At 38.2% G+C, this 14,403-nt stretch carries 12 protein-coding genes; all 12 read right to left on the reverse strand.

Translation table 11 applies throughout. The features are described 5' to 3' along the window. Positions 1-4: 4 nt before the first annotated feature. Entirely contained in the window at positions 5-931 is a 927-nt protein-coding gene (locus JNE38_RS20645; RefSeq protein ID WP_203353038.1) for a PD-(D/E)XK nuclease family protein, read from the reverse strand. A gap of 577 nt (positions 932-1,508) precedes the next feature. Beyond that, entirely contained in the window at positions 1,509-2,042 is a 534-nt protein-coding gene (locus JNE38_RS20650; RefSeq protein WP_203353039.1) for a hypothetical protein, read from the reverse strand. Positions 2,043-2,200: 158 nt separating this feature from the next. Then, positions 2,201-2,704, reverse strand: a complete 504-nt coding sequence (locus JNE38_RS20655; RefSeq protein WP_203353040.1) for a hypothetical protein — start codon at positions 2,702-2,704, stop codon at positions 2,201-2,203. A 1,695-nt stretch (positions 2,705-4,399) separates the two neighbouring features. After that, a complete protein-coding gene (locus JNE38_RS20660; protein ID WP_203353041.1) occupies positions 4,400-4,831 on the reverse strand; it encodes a hypothetical protein in 432 nt (143 codons plus the stop codon). Between the two features lie 33 nt (positions 4,832-4,864). Then, the gene (locus JNE38_RS20665; RefSeq protein ID WP_203353042.1) at positions 4,865-5,695 is read right to left on the reverse strand and encodes an MPN domain-containing protein; all 831 of its coding nucleotides are present in this window, start codon (positions 5,693-5,695) and stop codon (positions 4,865-4,867) included. Between the two features lie 24 nt (positions 5,696-5,719). Continuing rightward, on the reverse strand, positions 5,720-6,001 hold the full coding sequence (locus tag JNE38_RS20670; RefSeq protein WP_203353043.1) for a hypothetical protein: 282 nt from the start codon (positions 5,999-6,001) through the stop codon (positions 5,720-5,722). Between the two features lie 21 nt (positions 6,002-6,022). Further along, a complete protein-coding gene (locus JNE38_RS20675; protein WP_203353044.1) occupies positions 6,023-6,700 on the reverse strand; it encodes an SOS response-associated peptidase in 678 nt (225 codons plus the stop codon). A gap of 37 nt (positions 6,701-6,737) precedes the next feature. After that, positions 6,738-6,968 (reverse strand): hypothetical protein, encoded by a 231-nt coding sequence (locus JNE38_RS20680; RefSeq protein WP_203353045.1) that lies wholly within the window; start codon positions 6,966-6,968, stop codon positions 6,738-6,740. Positions 6,969-7,062: 94 nt separating this feature from the next. Further along, positions 7,063-10,068: a UvrD-helicase domain-containing protein gene (locus JNE38_RS20685; RefSeq protein ID WP_203353046.1), complete on the reverse strand. Its 3,006-nt coding sequence runs from the start codon at positions 10,066-10,068 to the stop codon at positions 7,063-7,065. Between the two features lie 225 nt (positions 10,069-10,293). Beyond that, positions 10,294-12,381, reverse strand: coding sequence for a DUF262 and DUF1524 domain-containing protein (locus JNE38_RS20690; RefSeq protein WP_203353047.1), 2,088 nt, complete (start codon positions 12,379-12,381; stop codon positions 10,294-10,296). Positions 12,382-12,457: 76 nt separating this feature from the next. Next, entirely contained in the window at positions 12,458-13,057 is a 600-nt protein-coding gene (locus JNE38_RS20695; RefSeq protein ID WP_203353048.1) for a DUF7669 domain-containing protein, read from the reverse strand. A gap of 20 nt (positions 13,058-13,077) precedes the next feature. After that, positions 13,078-13,377 carry a hypothetical protein gene (locus JNE38_RS20700; RefSeq protein WP_203353049.1) on the reverse strand — a complete coding sequence of 100 codons (300 nt, stop codon included), beginning with the start codon at positions 13,375-13,377 and terminating at the stop codon, positions 13,078-13,080. Positions 13,378-14,403: the final 1,026 nt, after the last annotated feature.

The raw sequence follows: 14,403 nt of genomic DNA on the forward strand, positions 1-14,403 counted from the left end.
TTCCCTAGCTTTTGCTACATAGTTCCCGATAGTTACAGCTACTGCAGGTCCTAGGATTTTGGGTCTTGGGAAATGCCTCGAATCCAAACGGCTTATTTTGTTCAATATCCTCTATGTATCCACACATGAGTTCCATAGACATTCGAAATGTATTCAGCATATTATCTATGTCCATCTGCTTAACTTGAATACTTTTCTGCTTACCTATCTGTAGGTACTCAATTTTGGCCTCAATTTCACCTAGATCGATATTCAGTTTTTCATGCAAGAACCAAACGTAGAGGACTACTTGGTAAAAATCATCAGGTCTTTCCTTTCCTGTCTTCCAATCCACGATGACATAACGTCCATTTTCTTCTTGATAAACAAGATCCAAGACAGCAAAGATGTTTATGCCATCAACTTTCATGACACGAAACCGTTCTGCATCAACAATTTTTACTTTCTGGTTGTGACTAATTACGTTGAAGGTCCGACTGCTTACAAAATGATTCACACTTAATCTCGTACGTTCTTGAATATCGTGTATTTTCTCTTTTGTTAACGAACCATCGTAGTAAATTTCTTGGAGCATGGAGTACTTGCTGGGCTTTTCAAACCACTGTGCTCGTCTATGTATCGAGTCAGCGTATGCAGTGTTCAAATCGGCCCGTATACTTTCAACGAGGTGGCTCTCTGATTGGATTTTCTCTTCACTTTGAACGTGACCTATCACCTGTTGGATCTGTTTATGAACAGAATTTCCTAGGAGAATTTCTGTGGATACCATTTTCTTTAAACGGTAAGCATGCTTGGAAACACTGCTGGCTTTTTGCAACCACCCATTATGGGATAGGTAATAAGTAAAAAAATACTGCATTTGGCAGTTCATCAATGTTTTATGGCGACTAAGGCTCCAGCTCATTTCAGGAAACTGCTTCACTTCAAGCATTCGCAATCCCTCGCATAACAGTCTGTTGTTCTCAATTACCCCTTCCCTATGGAACCTCTCGTGCAACTTCCCCCTGTCCTCTATTCCAATGGTGTTTAGGTTGCAACCTAATAAAAAATGCGTCTACTCCATCATGTTTTGGAGTGACGCACCTTGTATTTCGATTTGAAATTCCTCTTCTATTCTTTTTCCTCAATCGCATTTAACATCTCCTCCATAAGAACTGACGTTTGTATATTTATATTAAAAACTATATCATGACCTATTACCTTACAATATTTGTCTATATGAATTTTCCCATCGGTTATTGCCTAAAAAAGCAGGGGATAGTTGAACAAGGGCAAGGTAGATATTCAGATTGTATCCACAGATACCTTTGTGGATAATGTTGATATCCTGAAGGTTGAATAGAATTACGGGAATCTAAAGCTTTACGTATCGCTCTCTTTTCCCCACCCTTGGATTCTGTAACTAATCTCATACTTTCTGCATAAGATGCTCATATTTTTCCCTACAATTTGTGAATGTTCTTCATATATTGTATGCATATTGTTTATATGGCATCTTTACCATCTGACTACTTCATACGCCATTTTAAATTATGAGTCCTTACCTTATGCATAACCAAGTCATAAATCTCCATTCCAACACATATTTTCAGCATTTCTCTTTCATTGATATCGCTCAGAAGATGATTGGCAATATCCTTATCCATGTAGTCATGTGTAAGGACACCATACGCAAATAACTGTAAGCCATGATGAAAGTCATCAATTGGGAACATATATTGTCTTCCTGCAAGATTCCCTCTCAGCATTCGTAATACACCAAATCCGCACTGCTTTGCATTGACAATGTGGATCTCAGCTTCCTCATTCATTTCAAATCGGAATGCTACATCAGTACATTCAGGAATATCGTCTTCACGTATGGCTAAACGGAAAGAAACTTCTTTCGGTACATGATCTTCAGACAGATATTCATTTCCTTCATCATCAAAGATCACTTTAGAAATCACTTCAAAGTCCCAGTTCCTTCTCAATCCATTGAGATCAATTGCTTTAATTTTGCCAGCTTTTTTAGGCCTAAACAGTCCCATTCTTTTAAACATTTGATCATATCTCCTTATTTATTAACAGACCTAAATACAATCCCTAAGATTACTTGACTTCCATCGTGAGATTTCCTGTAATCAGTTGATCACCACAGCAATTTCCCGATTATGTCCCTACACTCAAATCAAAACCTTTGAACATTTATTAATAACAATTAGAAGCAGGCCAATATATCCCTGCGAATCCGAATTGTATTATCCTTACCATCAAGGATGTCTGATCGACCTGTACCATAAGCCTTAAGGCCGTGGATTCCTTTTTCCGATTTGATGGTTATACGATAACTCTCACGTTTATAGTGGAGATCCAAGCAATCCTTTGCTTCTTCGAAAGATAATATAGCAATTTCACTATCCTGCAGTTTTTCTTGACCACAAATCAGAGCAAAACATAATTTCCTTCCATTTTTTCTAAAGTTTTTAAGAAATTCAATTTCATCATGCGAAAAAGCAAATTGCCAAAGTTGAGTATCCTTATTTTGTCTCTTCAAAGGTGCGGATACATACTTCGAATATATTTGATAATCACCTTTATCTGTTGAAACTGAATAGATTCTTCTAGACTCACCAGGTTCAATGATCGCTGGGGCCAATCCGTTGTTGATAAGTCCAGATAGCATTGATCCGAAATAAAAATCAGCTTTTCTAACAATACTCATTACATTCTTCCTCCTATTTATTAATTTGTGTAAACCGTTGTGATCTTTCGCTTTCACTTTTGCTGACATTACATATTCAGTGCTAAAACACGTTTTTCACACGTAGGATCAAAAACTTCTTCAGTTATTTTTATCCCTTTCAACCAACACCTTTAGCTGATTCCCTTCGAATGATACGCAACGAAGACGTGATCACAAAAACGTTTTTCTGTGTGAGCTGTACTGTACTGTCCCTACATTTAAAACACCAGAGATCTTTCACATGGTACTTTTCACGTTGCTGTCCTCTCAATCCTGGCAAGGGAGTCATGCTTCCACAAGAGCTACAATAAAATTCACTGATTCTGTATCCCCTCATTTGCTCTGTACCTCCATTTTCTTTTTTGACTTCATCTTTTATTAACTATCAAACACAGAAATGTACACGCTGAATGAAATATTTTTTGTACCGATGCCAATAAAAAGACCACAGCAACGTAGCTGTGGTTGAAATGTCCTCCAGGTTCCCATAATGGCCACCCTTTACTTTGGTATTCGTTATATATTCACCACAAAGGCGTACCTTACACACAAGGAAACAGTACAATTTTACAATCCTAGCTTTTCGTCAATACACACCTTTTTTGACACAGCATCGAAATCCTATAATAATTTCGGTTAGGGAAAGTCTTGAAAACTCACTTTGTCATATAAAGGTACAAGTGTCTAAATGTTTGCTAAACTCATAACTTTCAAAAGCCGTTTACACATAGAATGTCAATTTGAAACTGGCTAGATTTTTTGATAAAAAACGGTAAATATTAATTGACTGATCATCTCAATCGGTCAGTGATGAGTAAAAAAAGAAGCAGGAATTAAATGCATCATGAATGATCGATTTCATGATTCCGAAATGGAGTTAGAGCGGGTATGGTTTTTCACATAAGGACTCATAGAAAACTATTTCCAAAATGGGTGTTATTAGATATTGGTATATGTGCTTTGAGGGGCCATTCATGAATAATATCTAGGGGATAGGATTTTGAAAGGAAAGGAATAGCGATTAATATGATACATGTTTTCTTCTGGGGTTCAACGATCCTTTCTATATTCACTGCGTTGATTGCAATATTATCTCGGAATTGGCGATACATGATCGTAAGTGCAATTTTGTATTATCCTCTCGCTTGGTACTTGAACGCAACACCCCGTTTCGAAGGAGCTTTACTTTTATACGTTTTTCATTTTTTGATCGCTCATTCAGTCCATAGCAAGCGAAACCTGATTTGGCTGGCTTGGGTTTCATTTATACCGCTCGTTCTATTTCCGCTTTGGATTACGTTCCTAGTATTATACCAGTAGTTTGAAGGTATCACGTTTTGAGAGTGACATATGATTGATTACCGTCACTCCCCTCCCTTGATGCTTTGCCTGTAAGAGGCACTAGGAATGCCCTTGAACACTCTTACAGGTAGGGTTACGTCCAAGGGAGCGTAATGGAATTGAAACCTCATCGTACGAATTGAATTCGAGTTTATTACTGACAAAAAATGGAATGCTCATTGATATGGCAAAAACATCGAGACTTCGCTCTTTTCGCCAAAATCATGCATGCAGAAGTTTCATATCAACACGAAAAAAAACATTCAACGGTACACTTGCAAGTAATACTACGATTACGCCTCGCATGTGAAACAGAAAATGAAGGTATTTGATTTAACGTCTATTTCTTTTTCGGATAGTGAAGGTATTCAGACATCCATGCTTAACCCACTTGCAAAAGAGGGAGTCTCTACCAAAATCGTTTTCTACTTTAATAAATACCGAATCCTGACTTAAACAGTAATGGAGAAGTGCTTCTCTTTCCTCTGGATGATGAGAATCACTTAATGCGAAGAAATTAATGGTGTCTCCTCTATAACTTTCAAGCTCCCAATACGCATCATCTATTTCTGTTAAATGAACAGGAACGGTAAAGTGCCTGACAGAGAATCCTTTCTCCCATTTCTCCTTAAATACACCTTCAACTCTGATTAGATACCGTTCCTTGCCTAAAAACACTCTTTCTCTTGTAACTTCGGTTTTGATAATAATGATTTCAATTCCGTTTCTCATTGTGACTTTTTCAACTAAGGATTCGACTTTCATAATATACCCCCTAATCCCTTTACCTTGTTATCATTATCTTTCACCTTTTAAACGCTGAAGATGGTACTCAGTATTTTGTCTCTCCCTTTCTACCGTCCCATCTTTTTGACCAATTAACCTTCTCCGATTATATTCAATTTTCCGAAGACGGAACGCCTGATCTGGTGACAAAGAAGCAATATCAATGTTTTGATCCAGCAACTCCATCAACATTTCTGCCTCGGAAGAATACAGGTTTACATCACGAAGACAATCGTTTATGTATTGATATGCTCGTATCTCAAAGCGATATTTTTTAAATTCACCCATGATATACTGAACATCTGTAGTAAGTGGTTTAGTTATCGGAAGATCATGTCCATCAGCTTTTTGGTTGTGATAAAACTCATACGCATTCCCTAACTGATATCCCAGTGACAATGGCTTGTCTTTTTTCCCGTCTCTTGTTATTGCAACTATCAACATGAACGGCAAATCATCGTACTTTGCACACGCTACATCCATATTACTGGGGTCAGCCCAATGCTCAAAATATTTGTCATAAGGATGGCTGTGATAAGTGCCAATAAGTCGTGAGGTTGAGAGAATTTGCCTTGCATTATTAATCGCATTGTCAATTTTACTATTTGGCTCTACTTCATCCTCAGCTCTTTTTGTTACATTGCCAACAGGAAATACGTAGTCACATTCCAGGATCTCATTCGACTTGATTCCGAATAGAAGACCGTGAGATTCTGCTTGCATCTTCTTGATTTCCTGCGGAAAGAATTGGATAGCATCCAATAATATCGTTGAGAAAGCATTCTGTGAAAGATTGAAAGAATCTAAAATTACGTCAGCGTGAATATTTGATCTGTTTCCCATTACCAATACCTCTCCCTACTCAAATCAGCTAATCGCACCATCGGGCACATCGGGCAACTGCGGGACATCTCCATGACTCTCGTACACTTCTTCAAACTGCTCCAGTATCAAATAAAGAGAAGACAACGGATCCTGTAGATGGTTATGCGTTGTCCCTACCATGGTCGGAAAGGCAACAAGATGACCTTCCATCGCATCCGCCTCACAGTGTAGGCTTCGAACTAAAAAATCATCACCAGTCAATGTTCCATTATCCCACGTTACTTCCGTTTCTTTACCATTGTATTTCCCTTTTATCGTAAACAAGCCCACTCCCCCTTACCGCCTCTATCCCCGCACCATCTCGATACATTCAGGTGAATCGTTCTTCACATTCCCGACCAGCGTTGATACTGGATACGCTATCATTTCTTCCGCTGGATACGGTTGTAGCAAATCCAATATCTCATCCATATTTGTATTTCCCCTGTCCAACCAAATCCCCTCTTTTTCCCTGCTTAGAATAACTGGCATCCGATCATGGACCTCTTCAACTAACCTGTTAGGTTTTGTCGTGATGATCGTAAAGGTACCGAGCCTTTGACCATTAACTGGATTGATCCAAGTATCATAAAGCCCAGCTAAACTAAAAATACACTCATCTCGCATCATGATCCTCATCGGTTGCTTCTTCTCGTTCACATTTTTCCATTCGTAAAACGAGTCCGCAGGGATAATGCATCTCTTTCGGTAAATTAAATTCTTGAACGAAGCTTTATCTAATACGGTTTCCGCTCTTGCATTGATCATTTTTCCTGCCATGCTTCCGTCTTTAGCCCATGAAGGAATAAGTCCCCATCGAAGTTGATCTATCCGATTTCTTTTACCATCATTGATGACCGCAGGAGTCATCTGCATAGGAGCTACGTTGTACCTCGCACTGTGAAAAAGATCAATCGCTTCAGCAATTGAAAATCGGAGAAGTAGATCTTCATGAGAAACTGCAATCGTAAATCGACCACACATCAAGGTCTCCCTCCCTTCTTTTCATAATGATACCCCATCATTGTCTCTTTCTTCGCCTATTAATACGCCTGACCCTTTTATAAAGCAGACAATCGCAATCGAAAATCTTTCTAAGCTCTCCATAAACCCGTACAGGCACATCAGTAAATACAAAAATGGTATTTTCCCCTCTCATCTCTATCTGAAACTCAACTGGCATACCTTGGAGTTTTTCAATAATCTTCTCTATACTATTGTCCTGTACAATGAAATACATCGATTTCCCCATCTTGAATCGCCCCCTATTTAACTTGCCATAGTCAATTGGGACAAAAAAAGAAAAAGAAGAAGTCCAACAGTTTAGCCAGACTTCCTCCTTGTTGTTACGACCATCTTTGCTTGTTTCCCCTGTTTTGACTAATGTTGATTGTATTTTCACAGAGAGGATAATTTGAACAACCTAAAAACTCACCCCTTTTTCCAGATCTCTTTACCATATAACCATTGCATCGTATACAGAAAATTTGGTTATTAAGTATTCGGACATCATTATAGGTCTGATCACAACGAGGATAGTGGCTACATCCTAAGAAACTTTGGTTGCGATCATTTTTCCTCTCAACTAAAATTCCAGTTTTACATTTCAAACACTTAGGGTTATTTGAAATTGGATTCTTGATTAATCCCGTCTCAAATGGAATCTTATAATCTTTTACTAACTCATTTACGAACACTGAAGGGTCCTTCTCAGGAGCGAGGATATAAAGATCGCCCTTTGTTCGAGTCAAAGCTACATAGAACAACCTGCGTTCTTCAGCAAAGGTATAGGTATCTTGATCAGTAAGTACCCAAAACAGCACAGGATCATCTGCAATTCGATTAGGAAATCCTAGAAGGTCATTCTTAGCATTGATGAGAATAACATGATCCGCCTCTAACCCCTTGGATTTGTGGGTGGTCATGAAGAAAATATTTAGTGATTTATTGTCCTCGAGCTGGATCTTGACTTCTTTGTTCTTCTCAATAACCTTGAATCCTGGAGCTTCATTCAGGAAATTGATATCAAAATTGTTTCTTCCTAGTAACATGATGCTTTGACTATTGCCGTACTTATCAATTATCTCCTGAATAGTAACTCTAAGTGACTCTATAATGTTTTGGCTGTAGCCAATAATTCTGATCGGCTGAGGGTTCATTTTATCAGATACAAGATTCTTCTTTAGTTGGTTTTGATTCTTCATAACAAAGCTACCCGCAATATCAATGAGATGTTGAGAGTTACGATATGTTTTCTCAATCTTTAACAATTCATATTTTCCAAAACACTCACCAAACCTGGTGAATAGCTGAACATCACTTCCTGCAAAACGATAGATGGATTGCCAGTCATCCCCAACACTCATTACTTTTGCGTTAGTCTTTTCTTTTATGGTTTTAATGAGTTTAAAACGGCTATTTGAGATGTCTTGATACTCATCGATAATAATGTATTTATACGGAAAGGTTGTTAAAGGAAGTCTGGCTATATCAGTGGCCATATTAATCATGTCATTGAAATCGATTTGGTTTTGTTTTTTCAGTATCGATTGGTAATACATGAAGATTGGCTCAACTAGAGTAAGAAATAGCTCGTTTCGATCTCTCATGAAAGCATTATTACTGTTCAGTTTCTGATTTTCCTCAAGTAGAAATGCAAAGTGTTCCTTTTTGTATCCATTCGATTTGAATAAATTAATAAAGGAACAGATTAATTTAATGAACTCTTCAAAATGCTGATCTTTTCCATGATTCCGTATTACTTCATAAATACTTTTCAAATCGACCTTCTTGAAAACCACTCCATGGCTTCGAAGATTTTCCCCCAGCCTCTTGAAGAGAATACCATTTTTGTTGTAGTAGGAATATGACTCGAGAAGAGTTGTTTTCTTTTCTTGGTGAATAGCTCTCTTCCAATGGACTCCCTTTATATATTTTTCTTCCTCAATTGGACTGAGCCAAGGGGTACGCATATCTTCCGTAATCCCGAAATGTTCAATATAAATTCCATACTGTGGTAGGTAGAAATCAGGTTTGTATTGCCTATGGTATTTCGTTGCTGTTGGATACTCGTAGTCCTTTTCGTAAACATACTCAATACCATTTAGAAATAAGAAGTTTGCGATCAGAGTTTCCTCTAGACTTTTTACCGTCTCACCTTTTATGGTCTGCAGATTTTGAGTTATCTTTTGTAGCTTTCCTTTTAATGTTTCATAATCGAGGTTCTTTGTATGTTCAAGATATTCACCCAAGCTATTAAACACTTCAAGATCCTTGGGGATATTCAAATACATCCCGAAGAATGTAATGATTTTCCCAAGAAGAACTGGATTTGAGTATACTTCTGTTCTGAAAAACGCTTGCACGATGGGCTTCATCTCATTAAGCACATCAGGTTTTTGCTCTGAATGTCTTGCAATTATCCCCATACCAAGCTTGTGAAATGTTTTTACGTCAACATTCACACCGAGCTTTTGAACAATTCGTTCGTGCATTTCCCCTGCGGCCTTGTTTGTGAATGAAATCAACAGGATATCTTCAGGGTAAACATTTTTTCTCTGCGTTAAGAATTTCACCTTACCCGCAATCGTCAAAGTCTTCCCACTGCCTGCTCCCGCAAGAACTAAGTTATTATCTTGATCTGTCAGTACAGCTATCCGTTGTTGCTCGTCAAGTGACTTTCCATCAATATCATCAAAAAACTGCTTATTGTTTTCAAGTTCTCGATGAATATATTCTGTATTCCAAGCTGATACCTGATTATCCATATCTCTCATGATATTGATAAAAGAAGCGACTAATAGTTCTTCAATTTCATTTGGATTCGTATCCTTATAGAACTGGTAAAGCTCCTGATGCCGTTTCACAAAACCATTCTTTACTGACTCTGATATGTAGTCTTGTTGCAAGACATGTAATTCATCGAAAAATGACTGTAACTTTATGTTATAGAACCGAACGAACTCCTCCATTTCCTTCGATTTCTTATCAACCTCAATAAAAGCATCTGTAAAGACAGTTTTAAGGGAATGAAATTTTCGCAAAAGATCATCATGTTCTGGAAGCTTGGTTAACCATGGTTTTAGGCTTATGTACTGCTCCTCAACTGTAGGTGATATGAGAAATGGAGATTCACCCTCTATATATGTTCGGTATGAGTCAATGCCTTTCAATAGTGAATCAAAATGTGACCTTGGAATATACCGTATCTTTTCATGTGAGTCCTGAGATTTCAGGCTCATAGAGCTGTAATTTCTATGCAACTCAGTAATATAAGAGTTGACTTTCCCGATCAGAACGATTGATTTTCGATTTTTAAAATAGGCAACTATCTTTGAAATGAAGTTTAGCATGTATTTTTCTCCCATGTTCCATAATCACAAAAATTCAATTTCTTCCCAATATATTATAATTCTCGTCATCCCCTTTGTCGCTTAGTGATTTTCCAAAATAAGAATCAAACATCTTTCCACCTATACTTCTTTTCTCAGTTTGTAGATAAAAAAAGACCAGCAGATATACCATCTACTGGTCAATAGTTTAGTCGCTAATTTATATTAGTTGGTTTCTAATCTTGCTTATTCATCATCCCGATGCTTTTCAAACGACTGTTTGATCAAGAACATGGTATATTCAATATCATCAACAGAGGAAACTCCTATTTCCACATCACCATTGCCCCAACGACCAACATTGCTCACGTCCTTACAAATCCCTTGGGGATCGTTTATCTCATGGAACGCCATATTTAAACTTAATCGAAGCTTACTTTTCTGTGGCACGATATCGACGAAGTTCGTTGTCGTCTTGAAAGCTATGTACAGCTTTTTGAACTCCATGCGAACGGAACTATCCAAGTTACAGATTCGCTTACTCAATTCCTCGAATAAAGCCAACATTTCACCTTGCAACTCTGGATGGTCATTAATGGTATATGTAACAGCTTCACCTTCCGAGTCTTTTTTGGTGTATTTTGAAAGCAAATCATTCGAAAATTGTGGGTATTCCCAAACTTGTAAAGCTTGGTCTGCGAGTAGGCGAGCACGCTTAGTGATTTCATCTTCATTCCAGACATCGAGTTTGCCAAGCCCTTTATTCAACCGCAATGGACTGTCTGCAAAGCCACCCTCCAGATCCCTTTTATCCTTAAACGGTCGGTCACTCAACTCAGAATTATAGCGAGTCAGCGTCAGATTGCCCAACGTATGCAAATATGTCCTGTGTACTTCTTCCCAATTCGCCCCAAGATCTTGCCTCCACTCAGATGACAGGTTCTGATTCTGAGGCATAATATGTTCGATGGTGTAACTCTCAATATCCACAATCTCTTTACGATTGAAGTTCTCCAACTCTCGAAGCAAATAGTTACGATTCCTAAAATTGTACACATCCTTGATGACCAATTCTTGTACAAATTCTTCGTTTTTTGGAAAACGTCGATGTGATTCTTTAAGTAAAAAGACTGCCGTTGTACTCTCCAAATAACTTTCTTTATCGATCTCCTTGATGATCGTCGCAAATGTTTTATTCAAAGAATTCGTAGCAACTCCACAAATGGCTCTGCGGAATACATACGCTTCAACCAATTTAAGAATCGCAATGAAGTCTTCCTTCGATAGCTTTTGGTGTTCATAATCATCGTATACTTCAAGTAAGAATGGATACGATACATCGACCTTTAGGGTGTTGATATCGACTAATACCTGGTTGATACTCTTATCTTTTTCCGTCTGAAATGCCAGCTTCACAAAATGCTTCGAGAATCGATATATGTCTTCAATGATATCTTTTACCGTTTGTTCACTGTGATGATATACATAATCCTTAAAAACTGCATAAACGTCTAGGATATTTGGAATTTTCCCTGTCTTCACCGTTAAGTAATCACGCATGAAGCGGTCAAAAAGAGCCGAATCGTTTAGATTACCAAAACTACGCTCCATCGGATACCAATATTCGGTATAAAGATCGGTTTGTTCTTTCGGTTCCAATTTCATTAGGACGAAGTTACGGATCAGATCTGCTTGCGACAAATCAAGTCCTGTCGAGTTCAGGCTTTCGAAAATCAATTGCGGATTATCATGATCACGATCCAAAGATATATCTACAACAATTAGTTTAGCGATGCCCTGATATAACTTGTTCAAATCGATTTCACTCTTCTTGATTACTTCCAGGAAAAACGTGAAGTTTTCGTACACTCTCTGCGAGTATTCATCGCGGAGTTTTTTATCCGAAATCAAGTTAATTAAGGTGTCTTTGTCGCTTTTCGTTAAAATCAGTTTATGGTACAGCTCGCCCTCTTCATCATTGTTAACTAAGTAATAGTTCATGATCTTCTTTTTTGTTATATCGCATGGCTGATCGCTTTCTTCAATAGCTTTTCCCAAAGCAAGCAAGAACAGGGTCAATGTGGTCATCCGTTGCTGTCCATCTATAACAAGTAACTGAGGAACAGAAGATATCTGATACAAACCTCGTTCAATATAAACAATCGAGCCAACAAAGTGACCCTTTACATTCTCATCTTCCGCCGATCGCACGATATCGTTCCAAAGTTGTCGACATTGGTTAATTGTCCAGCTATATTTTCGTTGATAAATCGGAATGATGAATTGTTTTGTACCTTGCAGGAATTTTAATAAATTTGTCTCTACCGCCTTCACTGTATCATCTCCTCCATGAACGAATACTCCTTCAAGCCCCCTTTATTTTACGACTTATTGGGCAATTGTTCACCCTTTATTCCCCCAAAAGACTACCATAGTACCACTCATACAGCTCTTCATCAGTCCTAAACCTTGGTACATCTCCTTCAACATAACACCGCCAAATCAAGTCGTACTCTTCTACTGTTGCTACTCGGAAGGTCATAACTTCCCTTTTCTCCGTGAGAAAAACAAATCCATCGTCTTCCTGAACCAAGACTTCCCCTTCGAATCCCCTCCCACGATTTGTATCGAAAAACTGTACCTGCTCCCTTCCTTTCTCTTTCCGAATCTCGACATCCAATGCAAGCAAAAAGTTCTTCTTGGTGTTAACGTCAACAAAATACAGTTTCCTGCTGACGCTGGCCAAAGGCTCAAATAGCCTATATAAGCCCCGATGAATTCTTTCATAATCATTATATGTCACTGCATGATTAGCATTGGCATTCACGCAACATCTGGATGTGATGTGTGTCCGAATGGTCGAGGCATTCAAGTTTGGGTTCTGGTTCAGCAAGTGCTCTACAACCTCCCCAACTTGGAACTCGTTTAGGCCCTTTGTCTTTACGATCTGATGCACAGCGGATAATATTTCATCTCTGTAGTTAACGCTATTGTTAAAACGTTCCTCCATCCTACATCCCCTAGAAACCTTTATTCCCCTGTTCCAATCTTATCTTGTATGGCTAATACCTGGACCAACAAGTCCCTGATTTCATCTTCATTAAAGTCGTGAACATGTATCCATCCTCGTTCATCAACTCTATACCTATCCGTGAATTCCGCAATATCTTTGCCCCAAACGTAAGCTACGGTGCTTCCTTTATACATTTCCCTTACTATGACTTTACCTTTATATCTGAAGTTCGTCTTATCAGGCTTAATAGAGTATCTTTCCATTCCGTACTGGCTATCCTCAAATATCGCGATTTTTTGATCAAATGATAAAGCCATTCTGCACTCTCCTTTCCAAATGCTTAGCCCTCAAGATTTGCTAGTGATGGTATTTTAGAAACAATCTCTTCAGTGAATGGTCGTTTAGGAGTATCTTCAAGAAATATGTACTTGTGATTATAACGATTCTCGAACTCACGAATCCAAAAGTCATCTTTCATCTTTTTTCGCCCAAAAATGACTGTTACGGATTCAAATCTTTCTTCCTGAACCTTCTGGATATTTTCAATTCTCGCCATGTCTTGCAATAAGGTGGGAACACCGATTCGTTTCCCGAGCTCATATTTACGATTGTATTCCTCAACACTTTTTACAAAATGCTCTTTATACCGTTCAATGACTGGATTAGAAAAGTCTGCCCCATCCAGATAAGCTGACGTTGAAGTGCTTACCTTAATAGATACTCCAATCTTTAACTCAGATCCTTTTTAGAATGGAAATGTCCAATGTTTGACTTCCTATTTCAGCTTTATACTTTTTCTCTAATCTGAGTATGACAGCCCTCTTCATAACCTCGTTTCCGTAAAGGCTCTGGTTCATCCCTAAATAATGGTGAAACCAACGCTGAATAATAGCTTCCGTTATCCTTGGCTTCTTAATGAACCTCGAATAAAACTTATCCTTCAGCACTAATAGCTCTGAACACGTTATATTAGGATTATTTAGAACCTCATCGTGATCAAGAATAAAATCTTTTATTACCTCTTTACTCAACATCAACTGCCCCCCAATGATGAATTGTTTTGGCCACTTAATCTTTATTATCTTCCATGACATCTCTGTAAAAATAATAGTCTGAGCCCAGTTAGAGGATAGTTCCCCTCTCGGCTTGTCATTTCTCTTGTTGTAATCGTAGGTTTTACTTTAATCACCTTTTGCGTTTCAATGATTGAAAAAAGCTTTAAGGAGTCGATATTATGACTCATACGAGAAGGATGCCTGGTATGTCTTGACACCGCTACATCTAAACAATAAGAATGTAGCATTCGGATCCAACATATTCGAAGTAGCTGACGTTAAAAAACT

It is taken from the genome of Brevibacillus choshinensis (assembly GCF_016811915.1).
Lineage (GTDB): Bacteria > Bacillota > Bacilli > Brevibacillales > Brevibacillaceae > Brevibacillus > Brevibacillus choshinensis_A.

What these genes read in the sequence shown, in the direction of transcription:
- JNE38_RS20675 (WP_203353044.1), bottom strand. Translation starts at nt 6,700, where the DNA reads ATGTGTGGTCGATTTACGATTGCAGTTTCTCATGAAGATCTACTTCTC.
- JNE38_RS20685 (WP_203353046.1), bottom strand. Translation starts at nt 10,068, where the DNA reads ATGCTAAACTTCATTTCAAAGATAGTTGCCTATTTTAAAAATCGAAAA.
- JNE38_RS20655 (WP_203353040.1), bottom strand. Translation starts at nt 2,704, where the DNA reads ATGAGTATTGTTAGAAAAGCTGATTTTTATTTCGGATCAATGCTATCT.
- JNE38_RS20665 (WP_203353042.1), bottom strand. Translation starts at nt 5,695, where the DNA reads ATGGGAAACAGATCAAATATTCACGCTGACGTAATTTTAGATTCTTTC.
- JNE38_RS20660 (WP_203353041.1), bottom strand. Translation starts at nt 4,831, where the DNA reads ATGAAAGTCGAATCCTTAGTTGAAAAAGTCACAATGAGAAACGGAATT.
- JNE38_RS20645 (WP_203353038.1), bottom strand. Translation starts at nt 931, where the DNA reads ATGCTTGAAGTGAAGCAGTTTCCTGAAATGAGCTGGAGCCTTAGTCGC.
- JNE38_RS20695 (WP_203353048.1), bottom strand. Translation starts at nt 13,057, where the DNA reads ATGGAGGAACGTTTTAACAATAGCGTTAACTACAGAGATGAAATATTA.
- JNE38_RS20650 (WP_203353039.1), bottom strand. Translation starts at nt 2,042, where the DNA reads ATGTTTAAAAGAATGGGACTGTTTAGGCCTAAAAAAGCTGGCAAAATT.
- JNE38_RS20700 (WP_203353049.1), bottom strand. Translation starts at nt 13,377, where the DNA reads ATGGCTTTATCATTTGATCAAAAAATCGCGATATTTGAGGATAGCCAG.
- JNE38_RS20680 (WP_203353045.1), bottom strand. Translation starts at nt 6,968, where the DNA reads ATGGGGAAATCGATGTATTTCATTGTACAGGACAATAGTATAGAGAAG.